General features: G+C 36.7%; 4 protein-coding genes and 1 pseudogene. 1 reads left to right on the top strand and 4 read right to left on the bottom strand.

What is annotated here, in order from left to right; translation table 11 throughout:
- Positions 1 to 107, top strand: a pseudogene (locus F9817_RS23540) (IS110 family transposase); the annotation flags it as partial.
- On the opposite strand, the gene F9817_RS23895 reads toward F9817_RS23540, so the two are convergent.
- The 4 genes from F9817_RS23895 to F9817_RS23525 form a co-directional block, all read right to left on the bottom strand.
- Positions 58 to 456 carry a phosphoribosyltransferase-like protein gene (locus F9817_RS23895; RefSeq protein ID WP_202436577.1) on the bottom strand — a complete coding sequence of 133 codons (399 nt, stop codon included), beginning with the start codon at positions 454 to 456 and terminating at the stop codon, positions 58 to 60. The pseudogene F9817_RS23540 and the gene F9817_RS23895 overlap by 50 nt on opposite strands.
- A 346-nt stretch (positions 457 to 802) precedes the next feature.
- On the bottom strand, positions 803 to 2,098 hold the full coding sequence (locus tag F9817_RS23535; protein WP_161158639.1) for an OmpH family outer membrane protein: 1,296 nt from the start codon (positions 2,096 to 2,098) through the stop codon (positions 803 to 805).
- Between the two features lie 140 nt (positions 2,099 to 2,238).
- A complete protein-coding gene (locus tag F9817_RS23530; RefSeq protein ID WP_161158638.1) occupies positions 2,239 to 2,526 on the bottom strand; it encodes a hypothetical protein in 288 nt (95 codons plus the stop codon).
- Between the two features lie 109 nt (positions 2,527 to 2,635).
- The gene (locus tag F9817_RS23525; protein WP_345789753.1) at positions 2,636 to 3,301 is read right to left on the bottom strand and encodes a DUF4145 domain-containing protein; all 666 of its coding nucleotides are present in this window, start codon (positions 3,299 to 3,301) and stop codon (positions 2,636 to 2,638) included.
- Positions 3,302 to 3,551 lie beyond the last annotated feature (250 nt).

Here is a 3,551-nt window from a genome sequence, read left to right as displayed (position 1 = left end):
AGCCTAAAAAAGTGGCCATTATCGCCTGCGTTAGAAAGATGGTTGTCATACTAAATTCTATGCTGAGAGATGGAACCATGTGGGATGAAAACACATCAAAAATTTAACGCTTGACGCCATAGTCTCTTGTATGTGATATTTTAGAATTCCTACCAATTCACTCTGACTACTACCATTTTCTTGAATATTAAGAAGCGAGCAATTTGACCAATATTCTCGAGGATTCTTACCTGTTAATTCGTTACATCCTGACATCTTCTTAATCTTTTCAAGAAGTAACTCTTTATTTATGTAAGTCGTTCTTAATATTCTATTGGTCTCTTCAAGTATCAGCTGTCTATCATCAACTTCAAATTGATGAACCCATTTCAAGACATGCTCTTCGTCAAGAATACCAAACTCACCATCACAATAATTCTCAATAATCTTCGAAATTTTACTTGCTTCATTTTTCATTTATTTTTCTCTGAACCAACTTTGACGTTTAACGCCCGCTTCAGCTGCACCAAAACAGGAGTGTTTTTGTGTTAATGTTTGAGCGCAGCGAGTTACACAAAAACTCGTAAGGTTTGGTGTTAGCCTGCAAGCGCTTGTTATACCTATAAGTCCGCACTAGCCTTTTTTGCATTCTCTTTACGGATATGATCTTCTATTAACCCTTGCATTTTGCGTACTTCAGGCAGTGCTGGTGTATATGTATAGTAAAGAGACGTTGATTGATCATTTCCGAAACCAAACGTATTCCTATCTAAGATAATTTCAAAATTTAATAAGGACACACCCTAACATACGCTCACTGAAGTTAATTAGACGATACTTTCTTTGATTTAATCTTTGCTGGTTTATCAAATTCTATCTCGTTATCGCCAACTTTCATTTTTAATTTTGACGCACTACCAAGCAGAGCTGATGCCAATTCATCTGATGGATGTATAACTTTTTCTAACTCTTCCACATTAGATTCAAAAAGATTTTTAGTCATACTTTCAAGTAAGATGTGTGGTATTTCTGATTCAGTTTCTTTCCGCCATTCTAAACAGCTTTCTATAACCCAGTTAGCACGGTTTACATCAATATAAAATTGTTGCAATTGAAACTCTGTATTAGCATATTGTTCAGCCCATCTATTTTGCCATTTAATATAATATAGAATTGTGCCAAATAGTGCTAACGTCATAATACTAATCTTCGCCCAAAGCCAATATATAATACTAGAGTTTCCAGAATTATTGATTTGAGGATCAAAACTTATTTCAAATATGGTATAAGCAAGCAATATAGTAATTACGGCGATTAACAATATAATACCCCAAAATACCGGGCGCCGCTTCCCTTCCGTGCTAGCCGAAACACCAAATTTTTCGATTCTTGCTTTGACATCATCAAGCATACGGTCACGTATTTCACGGCGCACATGAGTATTATCTCTATCATCAAATGCAGATAACCTCTCTGAAAATGCTTGTTCCTTTTTATTAAGATTATCATTTTTTTGTTTATATTCTTGCTCTAATTTATCTCTCTTTTCATCTATGTTTTTATTAAGCTCATCAGATCTTTCATCAAATCTTTTTTCTAAACCATCTCGAAAATTGGAACTTTGTTTTATTAAATCTTCATTGAGCTTCTCTAAACGTTGTAAAGTCGCATTATGTATTGAAATAAGTTGCGATTGTTCTTTATACAAACCAGAATCAATATCTTCACCAGGTTCAATAGCGTTAAGCTCACAATTAATAATATTAACAATATCAAGCCTATCTATATTACTAACACCGCCTTGCTGTGAATTCCACGTAAGTAAAACCTCATCAAATATAGCTGATTTATTTTGCACATCTTGACCACCTCGATAGTATACTATCTGTAATCCACCGATTTTTCCTGAACAGTTATTGATTAATGATGAATTATATTTTAATAGTGATTCAAGCTCTTCATTTTCTCCGTTAAACAAATCGATATTATTAATTGCGACATCAGTTAATGCATTAACATTAAAATTATTTAACGTATGATCCTCTCCAATTTTTTTAAAACAATCAATTACTTTACTATCTATTGTACGAGGAATTTTAATTCTTTGAGGCGTTGCCATCGTTATTCCTTTTGATTATTTAGCACATAACGTTAAGCTCAATGGTGCCCCACGATAGTCACCACAAGCTAATAAATTCAAACCACAAGTGGTTGATTTGAATGCATCCATTGGAGCGTATTGTTATGCTTTTGCCTAATTTAGCTAACGAACTTATAAAATCGTTCTAAAATGAAAGCTCTTAGCTCTTGTTCTTGTTCAGGAAACGCTCCACGAACAAGATAAAATTTATTTAGGTTTGATAATTGGTTATACACGTCTTCTTTTATGTCTAACACTTTACCAATTCTCCCGAATAAAGCAGATAAAGCACAGCGCATAGCAGAATTGGAAAAATCATCTTGAGCAACGAGCATCTTGTCTAATGCCCCCAAATCATCAGAGCTAGTTAGATAATTACCAGCCAAAGACAAATCTATATTATTCATATAACACTACCTCTTATTTTAAGTAAACGGAGAAGAGTGAACCTTAGGAAGCATAACGCCTCAAACACCAGCGCAGCTTCGCTGCGTCCGAGTTCTTTGACTTGTTAGCTCATACCACAACATAGTGCTGGAGATCATGTCTTGAGTTTTCATATTTATCGACTTTTCCTTTCGTGAGAAAGGATATCTCTCCACCGTCTATTTTAGAAATAAGTTCGGGCTCAAGATTTGGAAGTGACTCCTTTACACGCCGTATGTCTCGACCGAGAAGACCTATGATTGGAAGCTCATCTCCACTTGATAAGTGCTTAACCTTTTCTTTGATAAGATCTACAAAGCCGGAAAATTCTGTTATCAGAGTCTCAATGTTTCCCTGAACCTCTTTTTCAAGAATATATACACTGGACAGCAAGTGCTCGACGATTCTTAGCGCGACTGAGAGCTGCGCTGATTTAGGCTTTTTTATTTCATGTGCAGCATCATTGCCCATGAACCTGATGCCGTGTAATCGTTCAGCATCTTTTCTTGAAATATAACCAGCAGTTGCGAGCTTTGATATACGAGCCTCCAAATTTCTACCGCTTATATTTAGATCATTGCACACCGCCTCTACTGTACCTCTCAGCCCTAATCCAGCGAGAATTAAGGCGTCCTCTTGGAATGCTAGTAACACCTCTTTATAGATTCTGCCGACCAAGCTAGGGAGATAGTAGTCACCATTTAGACTTCGATGACCCTTAATAAATCTTGGGTAGACCGTTATCGATGTGGGCACCTCCCATTCATCTTCGGATATTTGGTATGCATGCTCTACCTCTTCGAAGACATCACGAAATGACTTCGTGTCGCACCCGAGACCAGGGCAAAAGCATGAAGGTGCCCATCATTAAAGGGCTGCGAGAACCTTCTCTAAATACGCTTCACTCATTCCGGCCATCTTCCTTTTGCGTTTTACTCCACCTTTGAACGTTTTTTCATTCGATATCAGTGATACACACATGTGGCGGTGATACACACATGTGGCG

The organism is Vibrio eleionomae, assembly GCF_009874545.1.
Lineage (GTDB): Bacteria > Pseudomonadota > Gammaproteobacteria > Enterobacterales > Vibrionaceae > Vibrio > Vibrio nitrifigilis.
Note: the sequence above shows the minus strand (reverse complement) of the source record. Positions and strands in the feature narration are given on the sequence as shown.

Excerpts from the sequence above, each read along its gene's own strand:
- F9817_RS23530 (WP_161158638.1), bottom strand. The coding sequence starts at position 2,526 with ATGAATAATATAGATTTGTCTTTGGCTGGTAATTATCTAACTAGCTCT.
- F9817_RS23895 (WP_202436577.1), bottom strand. The coding sequence starts at position 456 with ATGAAAAATGAAGCAAGTAAAATTTCGAAGATTATTGAGAATTATTGT.
- F9817_RS23535 (WP_161158639.1), bottom strand. The coding sequence starts at position 2,098 with ATGGCAACGCCTCAAAGAATTAAAATTCCTCGTACAATAGATAGTAAA.